Below are 19,480 nucleotides of genomic sequence, written 5' to 3' on the forward strand. Positions count from 1 at the left end.
TGCCGCGCGCGTGCGCCGCGCGTCGCGGTATCATGTCGCCTTCGCTTGAGTCCGGCATGGCGGTGCCCGCGTGAGACGTGTAGGGTACGCGGCCGGCGTGAGGATCGCATGAGAGAACGAACCGACGGGCGGTGCGCGCATGCGCTAAGCGTCCTCGCCTGCATCGGCCTGCTGGGCCTGATGGGCGCGACGCTCGCTGGCTGCACCGCTTTTTTCGGACCCCACGAAAAGCGCGCGAACGCGCAACTGCTCCCGACCGTCGGCAACACGGCGCGCGGCTCCGTCACGTTCATCGAACGCTCGGATGGCGTCCAGGTCACCTATAACCTGACCGGCCTGCCGGCCAACAGCGATCATGCGCTGCAAGTGCACGAGCGCGGCGATTGCAACGCGGCGGACGGCTCGAGCGCGGGCGCCGTGTTCGCGCCGGCGGCATCGAGGCTCCGGGCGGGCGTGCGCGTGGAGGGCGATCTCGGCAACATCCATGCGGATGCCACGGGCGTGGCGACGGGGTTCATCGTCGCCCCGGATCTGGCGCTCGATGGCGTGCGCTCGGTGATCGGCCGTTCCGTGCTGATCCACCGTGAACCGGACGATCCGGCGTTCCCCGATCACAGTGTCGGTCCGGCGCTTGCCTGCGGCACCATCCGGTAGCGGGCGCGGCAGTGAACGACGGGCGGCGGACGCCGCGAGGCGATTGAAACCAGCGAGCAGTGAAAGGCAGTCTCCGAGGCTAACCACACCTTTATGACAATCAAATCCGACAAGTGGATTCGGCGCATGGCCGAAGAGCACAAGATGATCGAGCCGTTCACGGCCGATCAGGTGCGCACGGCCGAGGACGGCCGCAAGATCGTGAGCTACGGCACGTCGAGCTACGGGTACGACATTCGCTGCGCGGACGAATTCAAGATCTTCACGAACATCAATACGACGATCGTCGACCCGAAGAACTTCGACGAAAAATCGTTCGTCGATTTCAAGGGCGACGTCTGCATCATTCCGCCGAACTCGTTCGCGCTCGCGCGCACGGTGGAGTACTTCCGGATTCCGCGCAATGTGTTGACGGTGTGTCTCGGCAAATCCACGTATGCGCGTTGCGGAATCATCGTCAACGTGACGCCGTTCGAGCCCGAGTGGGAAGGCTATGTGACGCTCGAGTTCTCGAACACGACGCCGCTGCCGGCGAAGATCTACGCGAACGAGGGTGTCGCACAGGTGCTCTTCTTCGAGAGCGACGAGGTGTGCGAGGTCTCGTACGCGGACCGCGGCGGCAAGTACCAGGGGCAGCACGGCGTCACGCTGCCGAAGACGTAACGCGTCGTCCGTCATACTGTTGACGCATAGCGGCGAGAAGCTGTCAGGTTGTTCGAGCGACCGCTCGGCACGGAGCTGAAACCGGGCCGGCGGTCCTTGTTTTTGGAGATGCTTCATGAAGTTTCGTTTCCCCGTCGTCATCATCGACGAAGACTTTCGCTCCGAGAACATCTCGGGTTCCGGCATCCGGGCGCTCGCCGAGGCGATCCAGGGCGAGGGTGTCGAGGTGCTGGGGCTGACGAGCTATGGTGACCTCACCTCGTTCGCGCAGCAGTCGAGCCGCGCGTCGTGCTTCATCCTGTCGCTCGACGACGACGAGCTCATGCTCGGCGAGACCGGACCTGACGGCGAGCTGCCCGAGCTCGCGACGGCGATCATCGAGCTGCGCGCGTTCGTGACCGAAGTGCGGCGCCGCAACGCGGACATCCCGATCTTTCTTTACGGCGAGACGCGCACCTCGCGCCATCTGCCGAACGACATCCTGCGCGAGCTGCACGGCTTCATTCACATGTTCGAGGACACGCCCGAGTTCGTCGCGCGCCATATCGTGCGCGAAGCGAAGGTCTACCTCGATTCGCTTGCGCCGCCGTTCTTCAAGGAGCTCGTCAAATACGCGGACGAAGGCTCGTACTCGTGGCACTGCCCGGGCCACTCCGGCGGTGTCGCGTTCCTGAAGAGCCCGCTCGGCCAGATGTTCCACCAGTTCTTCGGCGAGAACATGCTGCGCGCCGATGTCTGCAACGCCGTCGACGAGCTGGGGCAGCTGCTCGATCATATCGGCCCCGTGGCGGCGTCCGAGCGCAACGCCGCGCGGATCTTCAGCGCGGACCATCTGTTTTTCGTAACGAACGGCACGTCGACGTCGAACAAGATCGTCTGGCATGCGACGGTGGCGCCGGGCGACATCGTCGTCGTCGATCGCAACTGTCACAAGTCGATCCTCCATGCGATCACGATGACGGGCGCGATTCCCGTGTTCCTCACGCCTACGCGCAACAACTTCGGCATCATCGGGCCGATTCCGCTCGACGAGTTCAGGCCCGAGAACATCCGCAAGAAGATCCAGGCGAATCCGTTCGCGCGCGAGGCGCTCGAGAAGAACCCGCGCCTGAAGCCGAGGATCCTCACGATCACGCAAAGCACTTACGACGGCGTCGTCTACAACGTCGAGATGATCAAGGATCTGCTCGGCGACTTCCTCGATACACTGCATTTCGACGAGGCCTGGCTGCCGCATGCCGAATTCCATCCGTTCTACAAGGACATGCACGCGATAGGCGCGGGACGCCCACGCACGGGCGCGCTCGTCTTCGCGACGCACTCGACGCACAAGCTGCTCGCCGGCATCTCGCAGGCTTCGCAAATCGTCGTGCAGGATTCGGCCGACGGTGCCTTCGATCGGCACCGCTTCAACGAGGCGTATCTGATGCATACGTCGACGAGCCCGCAATACGCGATCATCGCCTCGTGCGACGTGGCCGCCGCGATGATGGAGCCGCCGGGCGGCACGGCGCTCGTCGAGGAGTCGATCGCCGAGGCGCTAGACTTCCGGCGCGCGATGCGCAAGGTCGACGCCGAGTACGGCGACGATTGGTTCTTCCAGGTCTGGGGGCCGGAGGCGCTCGCCGAGGAGGGGATCGGCTCGCGCGAGGACTGGGTGCTGCGCGCGAATGATCCGTGGCATGGTTTCGGGCCGCTCGCCGAGGGCTTCAACATGCTCGATCCGATCAAGGCGACGATCGTGACACCGGGCCTCGATCTGGCGGGCGATTTCGGCGAGACGGGCATTCCGGCCGCGATCGTGACGAGGTATCTGGCCGAGCACGGCATCATCGTCGAGAAGACGGGCCTTTACTCGTTCTTCATCATGTTCACGATCGGCATCACGAAGGGCCGCTGGAACTCGATGGTGACGGAGCTGCAGCAGTTCAAGGACGACTACGACGGCAACCAGCCGCTCTGGCGCGTGCTGCCCGAATTCGTCGCGCAGCATCCCGCTTACGAGCGCATGGGGCTGCGCGATCTGTGTCAGGCGATTCATAGCGTCTACCGCGCAAACGACATCGCGCGGCTCACGACCGAGATGTATCTCTCGAACATGGAGCCCGCGATGAAGCCGTCCGATGCGTTCGCGAAGCTCGCGCATCGCGAGATCGACCGCGTGCCGATCGACGAGCTCGAAGGGCGCGTCACCAGCGTGTTGCTGACGCCTTATCCGCCCGGCATTCCGCTTTTGATTCCGGGCGAGCGGTTCAACAAGACGATCGTCAGCTACCTGAAGTTCGCGCGCGATTTCAACGAGCGCTTCCCCGGGTTTTCGACCGATATTCACGGGCTCGTTGCCGAACCGGTCAACGGGCGCTTCGAGTATTTCGTCGATTGCGTGCGGACCTGACGATGAGTGTTGCCGACCGAAGCTTCGGCCGCGCGCTGTTGACAGTTGCCGCGGCCGTCGCCGTTCTTTACGGCGCTGCCATACCCACCCTCGGGCGCGCGGAAGCCGCCCCCGCGGACCCGATCGATACGGCGATGCGCGCTTGCCTCGCACGGGCCGATCGTTCGACGCCCGCGGGCCAAGCGCAGTGCATGGACGCGGCGCGCGCTTCGTGGGAGGCGGCGATCGATTCCGCTTACCGGTCGATTATCGCCAATGCGCCGGACAAGGCACGGCGCGGCTGGCAGGAGAGCCAGAAGCGGTGGCTGACTTGGCGCGAGCAGGAGGCATCGCTCGTGCATGCCGTATTTGCCACGACAGACGGCTCGTCGTACCTGATCGCCGAAGCGAACGTGCTATTGCAGCCCGTGCGCGATCGTGCGTTGCAACTGCGGCGCGCGGCGGCGCAGTTTCAGGCGCAGGCGACGGGCGTGGCGGCAAGCGCGTCCGATCCTAAGTCGGAGAAAAAGTCTTCGCGTATGAGGTCTTGCACGGCCGATGCTGCGTGCGAGCATGCGCTATTCGATTTGAATCGCTACGTGCATCGGCTGCGCGTTAAGTTGCCGGCGCAGTCGCGCACCGTACTGACGCGCGCGCAACGCGCTTGGCGCAGCTATTTCGATGCGACCGCGGGGCTCGGGTCGGAAACCGATCGCGTCGATCTGATCGGCGGGCGCGTCGCGACGTTCAAGCGGCTGTCGGATACGGTGGGGGGGGATTGAGGAGAAGGTTTGCCAGTAGCCATCTCTCAAACACTCGTCCTAGTTGGCTGCAAATCTGGCTACTGGCTCTTACCCAAGTCGGAACAGAAGTCTTCGCGTATGCGGTCTTGCACGGCCGATACGGCCTGCGAACATGCGCTATGACCGGAATCGCTCCGTGCATCGGCTGGGCGTGAAGCTGCCGGCGCAGTCGCGCACCGTGCTGACACGCGCGCAACCCGCCTGGCGCAGCTATTTCGATGCGACCGCGGGGCTCGGCTCGGAAACCGATCGCGTGGATCTAATCGGCGGGCGCGTGGCCACTTTCAAGCGGTTGTCGGATACGGTGGGGGCGATTGAGCGAGGCGGCTAAGGCCCCCGGGTGCAACGCCTGGGGACATCGAGCCGCGCGTCACGCCGGCGGAATGGTCAGATCAGTTCCGGCTTATTGCGTTCGAGCCATTGCTTGACGTCGGAAAGCAGTTCGGTCGCGCTCTCGATGCAGGCTCTCACCGCCGAATCAGAGACGAGATCGCCCGAGTAGTCCGACAGGTTGCGCTGTTTGCGCAGAGCATCAAGCACGATGACCCGCTCCGCGGAAAGACCGACCGTCTTTGACAGCGTTTGAATCGCCGTCTGATGATGTCCGGAGCGGCTCGTCAAAGTACGGTAGCCGTGCGCGTGCAGTGCCAACATCGCCAATTGCATGACAGCTTTATATGCAGCATCGAATCGATTTTCGCTGCTGAGGCCAGCTAGCCTCGCGTCGGCCAGATTCCGTTCGGCTGCGGCGAGAAGTCTGGCAACGTGTCCGCGGTCGGGCTGAACGGCGTCGAGGCTAACGCCGAGCAAGTTCTCCAATGTCATGGTCATTACCAATCAGAAAGATTTTTGGTTTGCCCATGACATCTATCAGAAACGGCTCCAGATTACGTATAGCGTCGGTCCATTCGGACGGAGTCAGCACCTTTGGGTTGATCTCGCGACCGATGGTGGTTTGCGCCTCGTACAGTGCACGCACGGCATCGGCGAAGCTGATCGAGCCGATGATCATGACATCGACATCGCTGGCCGCGCTTTCTCGGGCACGCGCGACTGATCCATAGATGAATGCAGCTTCGATCCCCTTCGACAGTGGGGCTAGCGCTTCGGCCAATACGTCTGCAAGCCCGGCTGTCTTGCGCATGATGCTCGCCAACTCCTCGAAAATCGGCGAGCTTCGGTTGGCGCAGTAGAGAATTTGATTGCCTCTTCGTTCGCGGCTGAGAATGCCCGCGTCGCCGAGCTTGCTCAGCTCCTTGTGAAGCGTTCCAGCGACGGTCCCCGTCAAACGAGCAATCTCGCGAACGTGATATGCCTTCTCAGGATGCAGCAACAGGAGGCTCAGCACGCGGCGGCGGTAGTGGCTAAAAAGAACGTCCGAGGGTGTCTGTAGCATGATCGGCTACAAATGTAGCACGTTTAGCTACGAATCCGCGAGAAACGATACTGTCGCCGCAGCGTGGCCGCTAGCCGACCCTATTATTGCCGCTCCGCCGCTATCGCCTTCCGAACCGCGCTGGCGGCCGCCCGCACCTGTTCCGGCGCCGTGCCGCCGGGGTGATTGCGGCTTGCCACAGAACCTTCGAGCGTCAGATAGTCGAAGACATCCTCCCCGATCAGATGCGCGACGTTCGGCAACTCGCGACGCATTTCATCCAGCGTAAGGTCGGCCAAGTCGCACTGCCGGTCCACGCAGACGCGCACGGCGTGTGCGACGGCTTCATGCGCATCTCGAAACGGCAGCCCGCGCTTGACGAGGTAGTCGGCGAGGTCGGTCGCCGTCGAAAACCCCTGCAGAGCCGCCGCGCGCATCGCTTCGGGCTTCACCGTAATGCCCGCCACCATCTCGGCAAAGATCCGCAGCGTGTCCGCGACCGTGTCGACGGTATCGAAAAGCGGCTCTTTGTCTTCCTGGTTGTCTTTGTTGTAGGCGAGCGGTTGCCCCTTCATCAACGTCAGCAATGCCATCAGATGGCCGTTGACGCGCCCGGTTTTGCCGCGCGCGAGCTCGGGCACGTCCGGATTCTTCTTCTGCGGCATGATCGACGATCCCGTGCAGAAGCGATCGGCGAGATCGATGAAGCCGACGCGCGGGCTCATCCAGAGCACGAGCTCCTCCGAGAAACGCGATACGTGCGTCATGACGAGCGCGGCCGCGGCGGCGAATTCGATCGCGAAGTCGCGGTCCGAGACCGCGTCGAGCGAGTTCGCGCAAATGCCGTCAAAGCCGAGCGTACGCGCCACCGCGTGTCTGTCGATGGGATAGCTCGTGCCTGCGAGCGCCGCCGCGCCGAGCGGCAGGCGGTTCACACGCGCGCGGCAATCGCGCATGCGCTCCGCGTCGCGGCCAAACATTTCGACGTAGGCGAGCAGGTGATGGCCGAACGTGACGGGCTGCGCGACCTGCAGATGCGTGAAGCCCGGCATGATCGTCCCCGCGTGCTGTTCGGCAAGCTCGACGAGCGCCAGACGCAGATCGCCGAGCAAACCGCGGATGCGGTCGATTTCGCCGCGCAGCCAGAGCCGGATGTCCGTCGCGACCTGATCGTTGCGCGAACGGCCCGTATGCAGACGCTTGCCCGCATCGCCGACCAACGCCGTGAGCCGCGCCTCGATATTGAGGTGGACGTCTTCGAGATCGAGCTGCCAGACGAACTCGCCGCGCTCGATTTCCCCCTTGATCTGCGCCATGCCGCGCTCGATGGCGGCAAGATCGTCGGCGCTGATGATCTTCTGCGCCGCCAGCATCTTCGCGTGCGCAAGCGAGCCTTCGATGTCGACGAGCGCCATCCGCTTGTCGAAGAAGACCGACGACGTGTAGCGCTTGACGAGCTCCGACATCGGTTCGGAGAAGCGTGCCGACCAGGCTTCGCTCTTTTTGTGCAGTTGGGACGTCATGGTGGTGGGACCGTTGGGTGGATCGAGGCGATGTTCGCTGATGCGGTGGCCTCAGTGGCCAGTACTCAGTACTATGCCCGCAGGGAAACGCTCGATTTTATCATTGCGCCGAGGCGCCACCGCGCAACGCGGGGTTGCCAGGCGGCGCGATTCGTCAAGACGAAGACGCGCTCAAGCCGTCGACATCAGCTTACCCGTGCAAACGACGGGGCCGCTCGGACCGTTGGCACTCGTCGAGCCGCCCGGCGGCTCGATCGACACGGCAAGCTTCACGAATGCGCTCATTCCGCGCACTTTCATATGAACGATCTTACCCGGCGGCAGCATGCCGAGCGACACAGGCTGTCCGTGCTCGGGGATCCCCCAAAGCTGCTCCGATTTGCCTGGAGGCGGAGCGTCGCCACCGCTCATCCGGTGCGCGCTCATCATCGCGCTTTCGTCGTCCCACATGACGAACACCATCGTCTTGTTCGTCTTCACGTCGGCGAGTGCGGCAACATAGGAGACGCGCTCGATGATGGGGCGGCCCGCGGCGGTCGTGACTTCGTCGTTGGCCGCTTGAGGCGAAACGGTCGGCGCCGTGGCCGGAGCAAACGCACGCAGCGTCCAGGCGAGCGCGACCGCGGCGACGAGTGCGAAGCCTGTCGCGCCAATCGACCAGCCGCGCCAGAACGAAAGGTTCTCGAACCAACGCGGGTTTCGGCGCTGACCAAGAATCGACGTAGACGTACCGCCACGGGCCTGCTGGCCTTCTACCGTCGCGTTTGCCGGAGAGAGGCCGAGCCGGCGCTCGAGCGATCGCCATGCGTTCGCAGGCGGCTCGACTGCCGGCGCGAGCTCGGCGAGCGCTCCGATTCGCGCGGTCCACGTGTCGATGGCGGCGCGCACGGCCGGATCGCTTTGCGCGAGCCGCTCCAAACGGCGGCGCGCGCCGCCGCGCAGCACGCCGAGCGCGTATTCGCCGGCTAACCGGTCGATCAGATCGGGATACCGGTGCAGATCCATCTCACTGGCCTCCCATGCAAATTTTCAGTTTCTCGAGGCCTCTGCGCACCCAGGACTTGACGGTGCCGAGCGGCACGTCGAGCGTCTGGGCGATCTCGCCGTGGCTTTGATCGCGCAGGTAGGCAAGCGCCACGGCCTGCCTCTGGTTCGCATCGAGCCTCTTCATGCAAATCTCGAGTTGCCGCGCCGCTTCGCTCAAGAGCGCCGACTCGGCGGGATCCCGCTCGTCACCGGGCAGCAATTCCTCGAACGATTCGCTCCAGTCCTCGAGTGCGATCGTCGATCCGCCGCCAGCCGAGTTCATCCCATCCGCATTTTCCCGCTCGACGGCTTCGGCCCGTCCGGTTTTCTGCCGGCGCAGGAAATCGAGGGCGCGATTGCGGACGATCGCCGTCATCCAGGTCAACGGCGCGGCGAGGTCTTCCCGATAGTCGCCGGCGTAACGCCAGATATTGATGAATCCGTCCTGCAATGCTTCCTCCGCCCATTCGCGCCTGCTCAATATACGAAGCGCGACGCCGAACAGTTTCGCGGCGGTGAACTCATACAGGGTGCGCAACGCACCGGCGTCCTTCAGCGCCACACGCGCAAGCAGCGCCGCGAGCTCTATCGGGGTGGGTTCGGTGGGCAGACGCGTCGTCATCGGGAAGGGTGAAAGGGCGGCATGGCGCGCAGTTTCGTCGGAGTCATGATCGCCAGAAAGCCCCTCGTTGCGGTCGTCGGCATTAAAGGGGCTGATCTCCACTGTCGGCCGCTATCTTAACCGCGCTTGACAACCTTCGCCCGCGCCGCGATCAGCGTCGAATCAGCACGACCAGCAGCAAGTCTTCGCGATGCGCGGGCTTGAACGTGATCTGGTCGTAAACGATGCGCCCGTCGCGGGGATGATCGAACTCGCGCGCGCCACCTTCGCGAACCCCCACGTCCTGCGACGCCCAGAAGTGCGCGAACGCTTCGCTTTCGGCTGCCAGGGTGTCGATCAAGGCGCGTGTCGGCGCGTCGTTGAGGTGACGAATCGAATCGGCGCGAAACTCGGCGACCAACCGTCGCGCACGCGTTTCCCAATCGACGATCAGCCTGCGCCCGGCGGGCTCCAGAAACGCGAAATAGAGCAAATTGCGGTCGTGGGCCGGCGCTTGGGCCTTGCCGGAACCCTCGTTGGGCCCGGTTGGCTCGTCGAGCCAGCCGACGAAGAGCTCGGCCGCCTGCCTGTTCCAAGCCAGCGCGTTCCACTGGCGATCGAGCACGTAGGCGGGCGTGTCGAGGTGATCGACGGTCGCGATGAGCGTAGCCGGCGCGTCGGCGGCGGCCAGCGCGGGCTCCGCCGGATCGCGTTCGCCCGCGAGCTCGAAAAGATAAGCGCGCTCGGCACGCGAGAGCTGCAGCGCTACTGCGATGCGCGCCAGCGCCTCGGCCGAGGCCGACACCGGCCGGCCTTGCTCGATCCAGGTGTACCAGGTCGCACTGACGCCGCAAAGCTGCGCGACTTCTTCGCGACGCAGCCCCGGCGTGCGCCGCCGTGGTCCGGGAGGCAGGCCGACGGCGAGCGGGGACAGACGCTCGCGATGAGCACGGATGAACTCGCCTAGCGCGCGTGCCGGAGTATCGGTGATCGGGGTGGCTTTCGAGGCGCGCGCCTTTGCTGAGCGCCCGGCGATGGTGACGTTGGCCGTAGCGGGAGGCGCCGCTCGGTTGCGGGTGGTGGGTGGGCTAGCCATCGTTTTTCTCGTTGCGAATGCCAATTCGGAAACCAAAAGCCAAACGGATTGAAGCGCAAGCCACGGCTATTTGCCTGACGATAGTCGGGTGGCTTTGATACTAGGATAACTGGTTGTCTTGTACCGGTACTGTGACGACTCTATTGTAGCGACAGGCGCATCGCTTGGATGACGGTTATGCGGACTCGGTCGATAGCACGTGTCCGCGCCTATGACGAGCGTTGCCCAATACAACTGTCGCTGCTCGCGTGGCTTGCGTCATCGACCTTTCCGGAGGAACCCTATGAAACAACACGATCAAGTCGCCGATGCCTTCGGCTCGACGGCCGCTGCCTATTTGGCGAGCCCTACGCATGCGAGCGGTGCGGATCTGGCGACGCTTGCCGCCGAGATTGCGTCGACGCCCGATGCGAAGGTGCTCGACCTCGGTTGCGGGGCGGGCCACGTCAGCTTTGCCGTCGCGCCGCATGCCCAATCGGTGATTGCCTACGACATCGCGCCGCAAATGCTCGCGACCGTCGTTCTTGCGGCGCGCGAGCGCGGGCTTGCCAATGTCGCGACGGAAGAGGGCCCGGCCGAGGCATTGCCGTTTGCCGATGCCTCGTTCGACTGGGTGGTGAGCCGCTTCTCGGCGCACCACTGGCACGATGTGCCGCGTGCGCTGGCAGAAGTGCGGCGGGTGCTCAAGCCGCGCGGGCGGGTGATTTTCGTCGATGTCGTGAGCGCGGCGCATCCGCTCTTCGATACGCACTTGCAGGCGGCGGAAGTATTGCGAGACGGTTCGCACGTGCGCAACTACGGCGCGGATGAGTGGATCGCGTTTTTTGCGGGCGCCGGGTTGACCGCGCGGATTCGCGAGAACTGGCGCTTGCGGATGGAGTTCGACCAGTGGGTCGCGCGCATGCGCACTCCCGAGGTCCGGGCGGCGGCGATCCGGTCGCTTTGGGCCAACGCCCCCGATGAAGTGCGCGAGTATTTCGGCGTACAACCCGACGGATCGTTCATGATCGATGTCGCGATGATCGAGGCAAGCTAGGCGATCTTCCTCGTTCCCGCATGCTCAACCGGAATGAAAAAGCCGCCCATTTTGGGCGGCTTTTCCGTCCTGAGCGAAGACCAACCGAATGGCCTCACTAGGATGAGTCGTGGCGGCATTATGTGTAAGACCGGAGTCGGCCGCGACATTCCACGTAACGAAAATCGGACGCTTTTACGGCACCCTCACCCCGTATTGCGCAACCCCGCCGCGATCCCGTTGATCGTCAGATGGATCCCGCGGCGCAACCGTGCGTTCGTATCCCCGGCGCGGTGGCGCTTGAGCAACTCGACCTGCAAGTGGTTGAGCGGATCGAGATAGGGGAAGCGGTTCTTGATCGAGCGCGCGAGCAGCGGATTGTCGGCGAGCCGTTCCTCCTTGCCTGTGATCTGTTCGAGTGCCTGCGTCGTGCGTTCCCACTCGGCGACGATGCGCTCGAACACGTGCTTGCGCAGCTTCTTGTCCTCGACGAGGTGCGCGTAGCGCGAGGCCACGGCGAGGTCGGTCTTGGCGAGCACCATGTCCATGTTCGAAAGCAGCGTCGAGAACAACGGCCACGTCTTGTACATCTTCTTGAGCGTCGACAGCCGCCGCGTCCGCTCGGTTTCGCTGGAGGCGCCCCCGAGATGCGCGGCGACCGCGCTGCCAAATCCGTACCAGCCCGTCAGCAACAACCGGCATTGGCCCCACGAGAAGCCCCAGGGAATGGCCCGCAGGTCTTCGATGCGGCGATTCTTCGGATCCTGCAGCTTGCGCGAGGCCGGGCGGCTGCCGATGTTGAGCTCGGCGATCTCGGCGATCGGCGTAGACGAGAAGAAGTATTCGGTGAAGCCCGGCGTCTCATAGACGAGCGCCCGATAGGCGCTCATCGCCGCGTCGGAAAGCGCCTGCATCGTCTCTTCGAAGACGGGCAGATTGGTTGCGGGCGCGTTGCCGTGCGGCAGCAGGGATGCCTCGAGCGTCGCCGCGACGACCGTCTCGAGGTTGCGCCGGCCGATCTCGGGGTTGCTGAACTTGCTCCCGATCACTTCGCCTTGCTCGGTGAGGCGAATATGACCTTCGACCGTGCCCGGCGGCTGGGAGAGGATCGCCTGATAGGTCGGGCCGCCGCCGCGCCCGACCGTGCCGCCGCGGCCATGAAAGAGGCGCAGCTTGATGCCGTGCTCTTTGAAGAGCGTGACGAGCGCGAGCTCGGCGCGGTACAGCTCCCAGTTCGACGTAAGAAAGCCGCCGTCCTTGTTGCTGTCCGAGTAGCCGAGCATGACTTCCTGCTCGCTCCCCTGGTGCGCGATCAGCGGCTTGACGCCGGGCAGCTCGAAGTACTCGCGCATGATGACTGGCGCGTTGCGCAAATCGGGAATCGTTTCGAACAGCGGAATCACCATGAGCGCGCTGCGTGCGCCGGCGTGCTTGCCGTCGAGCGTGCCTTCGAGCAGACCGGTTTCCTTTTGCAGCAGCAGGACCTCGACCAAATCGCTGACTGTTTCGGTGTGCGAAATGATGTAGTTGCGCACGGCGCGCGCGCCGAAGCGCTCGCGCACGACGCGCGCCATCTCGAGCACGCCGAGCTCGCTGCGAACGAGCGGCGAGTACTCGAGATAAGGCGAGCGCAAGAGGCGCGGCTGCTCGAGCTCCGCCAGCAGCAGACGCAGCTTGTCGGCTTCGGGCAGCGATGCATAGTCGTCGTGGACGTCCGCGCGCTTGAACAGTTCGGCGATGACGGCCTCGTGCACGTCCGAGCTTTGCCGCAAGTCGATGCTCGCAAGGTGAAAGCCGAAAACCTCGGCCGAGCGCGCGAGGGGGGCGAGCCGCGTGCCGACGAGCGATTCGCCGTGATGCGCGTTCAACGAATCGATCAGGACATTCAGATCACGCGCGAATTCGGAAGCATCCGCATACGGTGTCGCGCGCACAGGTTGCACGCCGGGGCTCACGCCTCGCAACGGCACCGTGCCTTCTCCGAGCCGCACGCGTACGCTTGCCGCGAGCCGCGTATAGATGCCGATCAGGGCGCGCCGGTAGGGCTCGTCGACGCGATGCGGCGATTGATCGGGCGACGCCTGCGCGAGCGCCTTCAACTCGTCGCTGCAGCCCGAGAGCAGGTTCGAGACGGAAAGCTCGGCGCCGAGCGCATGCACTTCCTCGAGGTAATGCTCGAAGATGACGGCGGCCTGCCGCCTCAGCGCATGCTCGAGCGTCTCCGAGGTCACGTTCGGGTTGCCGTCGCGATCGCCGCCGATCCAGCTGCCCATCTGAAAGAAAGGCGGCAGGCGCGCTTCGAGCTGATGTCGTTCGGCTAGCGCCTCTTCGATGTCGGCATAAAGGGCCGGAATTTCGCGCAGGAACGTCGCGCGGTAATACGAAAGCGCGTTTTCGATTTCGTCGGCGACGGTCAGCCGCGAGTCGCGCAGCATACGGGTTTGCCAGAGCGTCGACACGCGTGCGCGCAACAGCGCCTCGTTGCGAGCGCGCTCGCGTGCGGTCAACGGCTGGTCTCGCTCCGCCAGCAGCCACGCGATCTGGTGCTGGGCGTCGAGGATGCTCTTGCGTTGAACTTCGGTCGGATGCGCCGTCAGCACAGGTACGATCAACGCGTCGTCGAAAAAACGCTTCAGCGCTTCGCCGTCGATGGTGCCCGCGAGCGCGAACCGCTCGAGCGCGTAGGCGATCGTGCCCGCCTGCGGCGCCGACCCCGCCAGCGCGTGAATGCGGCGGCGCCGGTTGTGATGACGATCCTCGGCGATGTTGGCGAGATGCGAGAAGTAGCTGAATGCGCGCACGACGCTCACGGTCTCTGCCGGAGTGAGCGCGCGCAATTGCTTCTCGAGGGCGAGTGCGGCGCTGCTGTCGTCCTCGCGACGAAACTTCACGGCATTCTGGCGAATGGTTTCGACGACCTCGAAGACAGCGTCGCCCTCCTGCTCGCGGACGACGTCTCCGAGCAGGCGGCCGAGGTAGCGGATGTCCTGAAAGAGCGGCTGATCCTTGTCTTCGCGGCCGCGGCCGGCGGGCTTCGGTTGCACGAGCGCGCCTGCGGAAGCAGGGGGCACCGTCGCTGAAACGGGCAATGCATCGTTAGTGCGGCGGGCAGCGCGCGCCGATCCGGGGGACGTCACGATGGGTTTCCTCAGTGAAGCGCGGCGGCATCGCGGCCGTCGCGAAAAAGGGGGCAAGGCGTGCGTGCTACCATTCTTCGATGTTCGATCCCGTCATTCGAAGTATCTGTCGATGAATTCCGAGACGCATCATTGCGCGCCACCCGCCACGCTCGTCATCGCCTCGCGCGAGAGCCGTCTCGCGATGTGGCAGGCCGAGCACGTGCGCGACACGCTGCACAAATTATATCCATCTTGCGACGTGCGAATTCTAGGGATGACGACACGCGGTGATCGCATTCTCGATCGCACGCTCTCGAAGGTGGGCGGCAAGGGGCTCTTCGTGAAGGAGCTCGAGAATGCGATCGCCGACGGTCGCGCCGATCTCGCCGTCCATTCGCTCAAAGACGTGCCGATGGAGTTGCCCGACGGCTTCTCGCTCGCCGCGATCATGGAGCGCGAGGATCCGCGCGATGCGTTCGTCTCGAACGCCTATGCGGCGCTCGATGCCCTGCCGCCCGGCAGCGTCGTCGGCACGTCCAGCCTGCGTCGCGAGGCGATGCTGCGCGCCCGCTATCCGCATCTCGCCGTCGAGCCGCTGCGCGGCAATCTCGATACGCGGCTCGCGAAGCTCGATCGCGGCGACTACGCCGCCATCATTCTCGCCGCCGCGGGCCTCAAGCGGCTCGGGCTCGGTGCGCGCATTCGCGGCTACCTCGATGCGGCCGAAAGCTTGCCGGCGGCGGGGCAAGGGGCGCTCGGCATCGAAATTCGCTCAGGCAGACCCGAGCTCGCGGCGTGGCTGGCACCGCTGAACGACGAGGCGACGGCCCTTGCGGTCACGGCTGAGCGGGCCGTGTCGCGCGCGCTCGGCGGTAGTTGCGACGTGCCGCTTGCGGCTTATGCGCGCTGGGACGGCGGCGTTTTACGCCTGGCGGGTCGTGTCTCGATGCCCGATGGCTCGCGCATCGCCGCGGCCGAAGCCGAATCGCGCGTTGCCGACGCCGGGGAGGCGCAGGCGCTCGGCCGTGAAGTGGCAGGCGCGCTCGAGGCGCAAGGGGCGCGCGAGATCGTCGCCGTGCTCGCGGCGCAGCGGCCGGGCGAGTCGGCTGTTTGACGGGCGCCATGTTCACGGCCGTCCTCACGCGTCCCGCCGGTCAGTCGGCCGGACTCGCGGCGCGGCTGGCCCGCGACGGCATGGCCGTCCTCGAGTTTCCGCTCATCGCGATCTCCGCGGTCGAGGACGATGCGCCGCTTCGCGCCGCGCTCGCGGCGCTCGAACAGTACGGGCTCGTCGTCTTCGTTTCGCCCAATGCGATCGATCATGCGCTCGCGCGGTTGGACGGTGCGTGGCCGCGCGGCATCCCCGTCGGCGCGGTCGGCCCTGGCAGCATCGCCGCGCTCGCGCGGCACGGCATCGCGACGCCGGTGTATGAAGTCCTCTGTCCGAGGGGAGCCGATCGCGGCGACGCCGGCTCGAGCGGAGGCGAACATGACTTCGGCGCGCTCCCCGGCGACGACACGGCGGCGAGCGCCGGGCAGGCCAATGGGTCGGCGGGCGCGGAGGAAGGCACGCGCTTCGATTCGGAAGCGCTCTGGGCCTCGCTCATGGCCCGATTCGGCGAACACGGCTTCGATGGCCGCCGCGTGCTGATCGTGCGCGGCGACGGCGGGCGCGAATGGCTCGCCGATCGCTTGCGCGAGGCGGGTGCCGAAGTCGACTATGTCGCCGCCTATCGCCGCGTGGTCCCGCAACCGTCGTCCGAAGCGTGGTCGCGCATCCGCGCGCTGCTCGCAGGCACGCCGCACGCATGGCTGCTGACGAGCTCAGAGGGCGTGCGCAATCTCGCGGTGCTCGCCCGTGCGCATCTGACCGAAACGGAGCGGGCGGCGCTTGCGCGCGCCCCTTTCGTCGTTCCGCACCCGCGCATCGCCGAGACGGCGCGGGAGTTGGGTTTTGATAGGATTACGCCATCCGGCCCCGGCGACGAGCGTATCGCTACGGCGTTGCGCGGCTTGTCGGCATCGTCTCGCGCATCCCTCGATCAACCGGCTCACGCCTCACCCTCGGCTCATTCGCGCATGACTGATTCGAACCACGATTCACCCAGGACCGTTCCACCGCCGCCGTCGGCCGTGCCGCCGCTGCCGCCCAATGTCCCGTTCCCTTATGACGAACCGCGGCGCCGCGGCGGTGGCGTACTGCTATGGCTCGTGGTGGTGCTCGTCGCGATCGCCACGGGCATCGGCGCCTACGCGCTCAACCGCAAGATGGACCGGCTCGACGCCCGTATGGCCGCGCGCCAGCAGGCGCTCGACACGCAAGCTGCGGAGCTGCGCTTGAAGATGGACGAAGCGCTTGCGTCCGTGCATCAGATGAGCGGGCAGTTCTCGCAGCTCGAGGGCAAGCTCGCCGATGCGCAGACGGCGCAGCAGGCCTTGCAGAAGCAATATGACGATCTCGCGCGCAATCGCGACGACTGGACCTTCGCGGAAGTCGAGCAGATGCTGTCGGCGGCGAGCGAGCAGTTGCAGCTCACGGGCAATACTCAGCTCGCGCTGGCGGCGCTGCAAAGCGCCGATGCGCGGCTCGCGGCGCTGGCGAGCCCGCAGGCGCTCGTCGTGCGCCGCGCGATTGCACAAGACATCGACAAGCTGAAGAGCGTGCCGTCCGTCGACCTCGCGGGCCTTGCGATCAAGCTCGACGATGCGATCGCGCGGATCGACTCGCTGCCGCTCGCCGGCGAAGCCCCGGTCGTTCACGCGGCGCCGAATACGGCGGCCCCCGCGGCGGCGAGTTCGGCCGTGGCGGGCGAACCGCGCTGGAAGGCCTGGTGGCGAACCGTTTCGGCTGCCGTCGGCGCCGAATTGAGAAGCGTCGTGGCGGTGCGGCGAATCGACAATGCCGACGCGATGCTGGCCTCGCCCGATCAGGGCCGGTTCGTGCGCGACAACGTGAAGCTGCGGCTCTTGTCGGCGCGCATCGCGCTGCTCTCGCGCGACCAGACGACGCTGAAGTCCGACCTGCAGGCGGCCGATGCGGCGCTCACGCGCTATTTCGACGGTTCGGCGAAAAGCACGGGCACCGTGCGCGAACTTTTGAAGCAAGTCGGCGACGGCGCGGCATCGGTGCAGGCGCCCGACATCAACGCGAGCCTGCAAGCGGTGCACAACGCGAAGGCCGGGAGGTGACGATGGCGGTGAGGGGACTGTTGTGGCTCGCACTCCTGTTCGTGGTGGCGGCACTGCTCGCGACGGTGGGGCGGTTCGATACGGGCCAGGTGCTGATCGTCTATCCGCCGTATCGCGTCGACGTTTCGCTGAATTTCTTCGTCGTCGCGATCGTGGCGATCTTCGTCGCGCTCTATGCGCTCACGCGGATCGTCCGCAACGTCTGGATGATGCCGCAACGCGTGGCGGCCTACCGGGCGCGCTCGCGCACAGCGAAGGCGCATGCGGCGTTGCGCGAAGCGATCGGCAATCTTTATGCGGGCCGGTTCTCGCGCGCTGAGAAGGCCGCGCGCGAAGCCCTCTCGAACGACGCTAACAAGGGCGCGGCTAACCTTATCGCTGCAGGCGCCGCGCATCGGATGCGCGAGTACACGCGGCGCGACGAATGGCTCGCGGCCATCGACGCGCCTGACTGGCAGGACGCGCGATTGATGGCGAGCGCCGACATGCGCGCCGACGGCCGCGATGCCGATGGCGCTCTCGCCGCGCTGACCGAAATGCAGTCGCAGGGCGCGCGCCGCATTCACGCGCAGCAGATCGCGCTGCGTGCGCACCAGCAGGCGAAGAACTGGGGCGAAGTGCTCAAGCTCGTGAAGACGCTCGAAAAGCGCGAGGCGATCCATCCGGCCGTCGCGGTCCGGCTGCGCCAGCAGGCCGCCGAGAACCTGCTGCGCGACCGGCGTCACGATCCCGAAGCCTTGCTCGCGCTTTGGCAGTCCCTATCGGCGGCCGAGCGGCAGTCGCCGCGGCTCGCTGATCTCGCGGCCGAGTTGCTGATCGCGCTGAACCGGCACGAGGAGGGGCGCAAGATCATCGAGGACGCGCTGCAGCACAACTGGGACGCGCGGCTTTTGCGCCGCTACCCGGACGCCGTGGCGGGGGATGCCGTGCCGCTGATCCAGAAGGCCGAGGCGTGGCACAAGACGCGGCCCGACGATGCGGACCTTCTGTTCACGCTCGGCCGTCTGTGCCTGAAACAGCAGCTCTGGGGCAAGGCCCAATCGTTCCTCGAAGGCGCGCTGCGGCTCTCGAACGACAATGAAGCATTGACGATCCGCACGCATCGCGCGCTCGCGCGGCTTTTCGAGGAGCTGGGCGACACGACGCGCGCGAACGAGCATTACCGTGCGAGCGCGCTCGCGATGAACGTCGTCTGAGATGTCTCCTCCCGAGCGCGCGGCCGCATTGAAGCCGCGGCCGGGGGCTCAGACGCAGCGGCCGCCGTCGACTTCCAGGCAGACGCCCGTCACGAATTCGGCCTCGTCCGAAGCGAGAAAGAGCGATGCGTTGGCGACATCCTGCGGCGTCGAGAACCGGCCGAGCGGAATCCCGGCGAGAAAGCGCCGGCGATTCTCGGGCGTATCGTCCACGCCCATGAACTCGGTGAGGAGGGCCGTTTCGCCCATGACCGGGTTGACGCAGTTCACACGGATGCGGTCCGGTCCGAGCTCGGCGGCGAGCGCCTTGCTCGCGACGATGACGGCGCCCTTGCTGCCGTTGTACCAGACGAGACCGGGGCGAGGCCGCACGCCCGCCGTCGATGCGATGTTGACGAAGACGCCGCCCCCTTGCTGACGGAAGTAGGGGACGAACGCCTGCACGCTCCAGTAGATGCCTTTCACGTTGACGGCAAAGACGCGATCGAACTCGGCTTCCGCGACTTCCAGCACGGGCTTGTTGCGATGCGTGGTGCCCGCGTTGTTGACGACTATCTGCACGCTGCCGAAGTCCTCGAGCGCCGCTTGGCGCAATGCCTCCCAATCGGCGCGCTGCGTGACGTCGCCTGCAACGGCGATCGCGCGCGCGCCGCCGAGCGCGATTTCGCTCGCCACGCGTTCGGCCGCGGCGCCGTTCAGATCGTTGACGACGACGTTCGCGCCCTCACGCGCGAACGTCTTGGCGATGCCTTCGCCGAAGCCTGAGCCGCCGCCCGTGACGATGGCCGTCTTGCCTTGCAGTCTCATCGGGTGTCTCCTGGTTGTCTTTCTTGCGCCTGGCTTGTT

At 65.5% G+C, this 19,480-nt stretch carries 17 protein-coding genes; 9 read left to right on the plus strand and 8 right to left on the minus strand.

Annotated features, from left to right (window positions below; all coding sequences use genetic code 11):
• The first annotated feature begins 108 nt into the window (after nt 1-108).
• The 5 genes from AB4Y31_RS13385 to AB4Y31_RS13405 all read left to right on the plus strand — a co-directional run bounded on the left by AB4Y31_RS13385 (nt 109) and on the right by AB4Y31_RS13405 (nt 4,825).
• On the plus strand, nt 109-654 hold the full coding sequence (locus AB4Y31_RS13385) for a superoxide dismutase family protein (RefSeq protein WP_018443102.1): 546 nt from the start codon (nt 109-111) through the stop codon (nt 652-654).
• Nucleotides 655-747: 93 nt separating this feature from the next.
• Nucleotides 748-1,317 carry a dCTP deaminase gene (gene dcd, locus AB4Y31_RS13390; RefSeq protein WP_018443101.1) on the plus strand — a complete coding sequence of 190 codons (570 nt, stop codon included), beginning with the start codon at nt 748-750 and terminating at the stop codon, nt 1,315-1,317.
• A gap of 115 nt (nt 1,318-1,432) precedes the next feature.
• Nucleotides 1,433-3,712: an Orn/Lys/Arg decarboxylase N-terminal domain-containing protein gene (locus AB4Y31_RS13395; protein ID WP_368674295.1), complete on the plus strand. Its 2,280-nt coding sequence runs from the start codon at nt 1,433-1,435 to the stop codon at nt 3,710-3,712.
• 2 nt (nt 3,713-3,714) lie between these two features.
• Nucleotides 3,715-4,473 carry a lysozyme inhibitor LprI family protein gene (locus tag AB4Y31_RS13400; RefSeq protein WP_026230117.1) on the plus strand — a complete coding sequence of 253 codons (759 nt, stop codon included), beginning with the start codon at nt 3,715-3,717 and terminating at the stop codon, nt 4,471-4,473.
• A 133-nt stretch (nt 4,474-4,606) separates the two neighbouring features.
• A complete protein-coding gene (locus tag AB4Y31_RS13405) occupies nt 4,607-4,825 on the plus strand; it encodes a hypothetical protein (RefSeq protein ID WP_368674296.1) in 219 nt (72 codons plus the stop codon).
• Nucleotides 4,826-4,881: 56 nt separating this feature from the next.
• Here the strand turns inward: AB4Y31_RS13405 and AB4Y31_RS13410 are convergent, their stop codons facing one another.
• The 6 genes from AB4Y31_RS13410 to AB4Y31_RS13435 all read right to left on the minus strand — a co-directional run bounded on the left by AB4Y31_RS13410 (nt 4,882) and on the right by AB4Y31_RS13435 (nt 10,115).
• Nucleotides 4,882-5,319, minus strand: a complete 438-nt coding sequence (locus AB4Y31_RS13410; protein WP_368674297.1) for a DNA-binding protein — start codon at nt 5,317-5,319, stop codon at nt 4,882-4,884.
• Nucleotides 5,291-5,890, minus strand: a complete 600-nt coding sequence (locus AB4Y31_RS13415; protein WP_107151899.1) for a DNA polymerase subunit beta — start codon at nt 5,888-5,890, stop codon at nt 5,291-5,293. Before AB4Y31_RS13415 ends, AB4Y31_RS13410 begins: the two co-directional genes overlap by 29 nt.
• An 83-nt stretch (nt 5,891-5,973) precedes the next feature.
• Nucleotides 5,974-7,392, minus strand: coding sequence for an argininosuccinate lyase (gene argH / locus AB4Y31_RS13420; RefSeq protein ID WP_368674298.1), 1,419 nt, complete (start codon nt 7,390-7,392; stop codon nt 5,974-5,976).
• A 171-nt stretch (nt 7,393-7,563) separates the two neighbouring features.
• Nucleotides 7,564-8,397 (minus strand): anti-sigma factor, encoded by an 834-nt coding sequence (locus AB4Y31_RS13425; RefSeq protein ID WP_368674299.1) that lies wholly within the window; start codon nt 8,395-8,397, stop codon nt 7,564-7,566.
• 1 nt (nt 8,398) lies between these two features.
• Complete coding sequence (locus AB4Y31_RS13430) at nt 8,399-9,040, minus strand: sigma-70 family RNA polymerase sigma factor (protein ID WP_368674300.1); 642 nt, start codon at nt 9,038-9,040, stop codon at nt 8,399-8,401.
• Between the two features lie 151 nt (nt 9,041-9,191).
• Nucleotides 9,192-10,115 carry a helix-turn-helix transcriptional regulator gene (locus AB4Y31_RS13435; RefSeq protein WP_368674301.1) on the minus strand — a complete coding sequence of 308 codons (924 nt, stop codon included), beginning with the start codon at nt 10,113-10,115 and terminating at the stop codon, nt 9,192-9,194.
• Between the two features lie 283 nt (nt 10,116-10,398).
• Here AB4Y31_RS13435 and AB4Y31_RS13440 point away from each other — a divergent pair, with 283 nt between their 5' ends.
• Nucleotides 10,399-11,151, plus strand: coding sequence for a class I SAM-dependent methyltransferase (locus tag AB4Y31_RS13440; RefSeq protein WP_368674302.1), 753 nt, complete (start codon nt 10,399-10,401; stop codon nt 11,149-11,151).
• A 185-nt stretch (nt 11,152-11,336) separates the two neighbouring features.
• On the opposite strand, the gene ppc is transcribed toward AB4Y31_RS13440, so the two are convergent.
• The gene (gene ppc, locus AB4Y31_RS13445) at nt 11,337-14,201 is read right to left on the minus strand and encodes a phosphoenolpyruvate carboxylase (RefSeq protein WP_368674514.1); all 2,865 of its coding nucleotides are present in this window, start codon (nt 14,199-14,201) and stop codon (nt 11,337-11,339) included.
• A gap of 178 nt (nt 14,202-14,379) precedes the next feature.
• On the opposite strand from ppc, the gene hemC reads away from it, so the two are divergent.
• Genes hemC through AB4Y31_RS13460 form a run of 3 tightly spaced genes read left to right on the plus strand, consistent with a single transcriptional unit; the run spans nt 14,380 to nt 18,634 of the window.
• Complete coding sequence (gene hemC, locus AB4Y31_RS13450; RefSeq protein ID WP_368674303.1) at nt 14,380-15,363, plus strand: hydroxymethylbilane synthase; 984 nt, start codon at nt 14,380-14,382, stop codon at nt 15,361-15,363.
• 8 nt (nt 15,364-15,371) lie between these two features.
• A complete protein-coding gene (gene hemDX / locus AB4Y31_RS13455) occupies nt 15,372-17,438 on the plus strand; it encodes a fused uroporphyrinogen-III synthase HemD/membrane protein HemX (RefSeq protein ID WP_368674304.1) in 2,067 nt (688 codons plus the stop codon).
• Between the two features lie 2 nt (nt 17,439-17,440).
• The gene (locus tag AB4Y31_RS13460; RefSeq protein ID WP_368674305.1) at nt 17,441-18,634 is read left to right on the plus strand and encodes a heme biosynthesis protein HemY; all 1,194 of its coding nucleotides are present in this window, start codon (nt 17,441-17,443) and stop codon (nt 18,632-18,634) included.
• A 48-nt stretch (nt 18,635-18,682) separates the two neighbouring features.
• Here the strand turns inward: AB4Y31_RS13460 and AB4Y31_RS13465 are convergent, their stop codons facing one another.
• Nucleotides 18,683-19,441: an SDR family oxidoreductase gene (locus AB4Y31_RS13465; protein WP_018443087.1), complete on the minus strand. Its 759-nt coding sequence runs from the start codon at nt 19,439-19,441 to the stop codon at nt 18,683-18,685.
• Nucleotides 19,442-19,480: the final 39 nt, after the last annotated feature.

Origin of the sequence: Trinickia sp. EG282A (assembly GCF_040965455.1) — a bacterium.
Lineage (GTDB): Bacteria > Pseudomonadota > Gammaproteobacteria > Burkholderiales > Burkholderiaceae > Trinickia > Trinickia symbiotica.

What these genes read in the sequence shown, in the direction of transcription:
- AB4Y31_RS13440 (WP_368674302.1), top strand. Translation starts at nt 10,399, where the DNA reads ATGAAACAACACGATCAAGTCGCCGATGCCTTCGGCTCGACGGCCGCT.
- AB4Y31_RS13415 (WP_107151899.1), bottom strand. Translation starts at nt 5,890, where the DNA reads ATGCTACAGACACCCTCGGACGTTCTTTTTAGCCACTACCGCCGCCGC.
- AB4Y31_RS13400 (WP_026230117.1), top strand. Translation starts at nt 3,715, where the DNA reads ATGAGTGTTGCCGACCGAAGCTTCGGCCGCGCGCTGTTGACAGTTGCC.
- AB4Y31_RS13430 (WP_368674300.1), bottom strand. Translation starts at nt 9,040, where the DNA reads ATGACGACGCGTCTGCCCACCGAACCCACCCCGATAGAGCTCGCGGCG.
- AB4Y31_RS13465 (WP_018443087.1), bottom strand. Translation starts at nt 19,441, where the DNA reads ATGAGACTGCAAGGCAAGACGGCCATCGTCACGGGCGGCGGCTCAGGC.
- AB4Y31_RS13435 (WP_368674301.1), bottom strand. Translation starts at nt 10,115, where the DNA reads ATGGCTAGCCCACCCACCACCCGCAACCGAGCGGCGCCTCCCGCTACG.
- argH (WP_368674298.1), bottom strand. Translation starts at nt 7,392, where the DNA reads ATGACGTCCCAACTGCACAAAAAGAGCGAAGCCTGGTCGGCACGCTTC.
- dcd (WP_018443101.1), top strand. Translation starts at nt 748, where the DNA reads ATGACAATCAAATCCGACAAGTGGATTCGGCGCATGGCCGAAGAGCAC.
- AB4Y31_RS13425 (WP_368674299.1), bottom strand. Translation starts at nt 8,397, where the DNA reads ATGGATCTGCACCGGTATCCCGATCTGATCGACCGGTTAGCCGGCGAA.
- hemC (WP_368674303.1), top strand. Translation starts at nt 14,380, where the DNA reads ATGAATTCCGAGACGCATCATTGCGCGCCACCCGCCACGCTCGTCATC.
- AB4Y31_RS13460 (WP_368674305.1), top strand. Translation starts at nt 17,441, where the DNA reads ATGGCGGTGAGGGGACTGTTGTGGCTCGCACTCCTGTTCGTGGTGGCG.
- AB4Y31_RS13385 (WP_018443102.1), top strand. Translation starts at nt 109, where the DNA reads ATGAGAGAACGAACCGACGGGCGGTGCGCGCATGCGCTAAGCGTCCTC.
- AB4Y31_RS13405 (WP_368674296.1), top strand. Translation starts at nt 4,607, where the DNA reads ATGCGCTATGACCGGAATCGCTCCGTGCATCGGCTGGGCGTGAAGCTG.
- AB4Y31_RS13410 (WP_368674297.1), bottom strand. Translation starts at nt 5,319, where the DNA reads ATGACATTGGAGAACTTGCTCGGCGTTAGCCTCGACGCCGTTCAGCCC.
- hemDX (WP_368674304.1), top strand. Translation starts at nt 15,372, where the DNA reads ATGTTCACGGCCGTCCTCACGCGTCCCGCCGGTCAGTCGGCCGGACTC.
- AB4Y31_RS13395 (WP_368674295.1), top strand. Translation starts at nt 1,433, where the DNA reads ATGAAGTTTCGTTTCCCCGTCGTCATCATCGACGAAGACTTTCGCTCC.